Source organism: Psychrobacter sp. 16-MNA-CIBAN-0192, from assembly GCF_040309565.1.
Classification (GTDB): Bacteria; Pseudomonadota; Gammaproteobacteria; order Pseudomonadales; family Moraxellaceae; genus Psychrobacter.
On sequence record NZ_JBEOOX010000340.1, the window covers coordinates 1 to 265 of the forward strand.

Annotated in this window: 1 protein-coding gene; it reads left to right on the forward strand. The window is 42.3% G+C overall.

Annotation, left to right across the window (positions count from 1 at the left end; genetic code table 11):
• Positions 1-265 (forward strand): hypothetical protein (locus tag AAEY78_RS13495; protein ID WP_352339834.1); only part of this gene is annotated, 265 nt, incomplete at both ends.

The following is a 265-nucleotide window of genomic DNA, read 5'->3' on the forward strand; positions in this document are numbered from 1 at the left end:
TCGTATAACAGTGCATACTTTTATTTACGCCAATTAGCTATAAGTAACCCAAAAGATTTAACCACCTTAGTTAATTTAGCCGACGTTTTACAGCTGCTTGGCTATAACGCCAATGCCACTGAACTACATCATTACCTATTGCAGCATTTACCTAAAGATAAATACGCTTACCGAGGGCTAATGTACCGCTGGGCGGGCGCTATGGCAGTGCCGCATTTAATGCAATTTAACACTATGGGTGAACTTGCACCCGACACTATTGGTG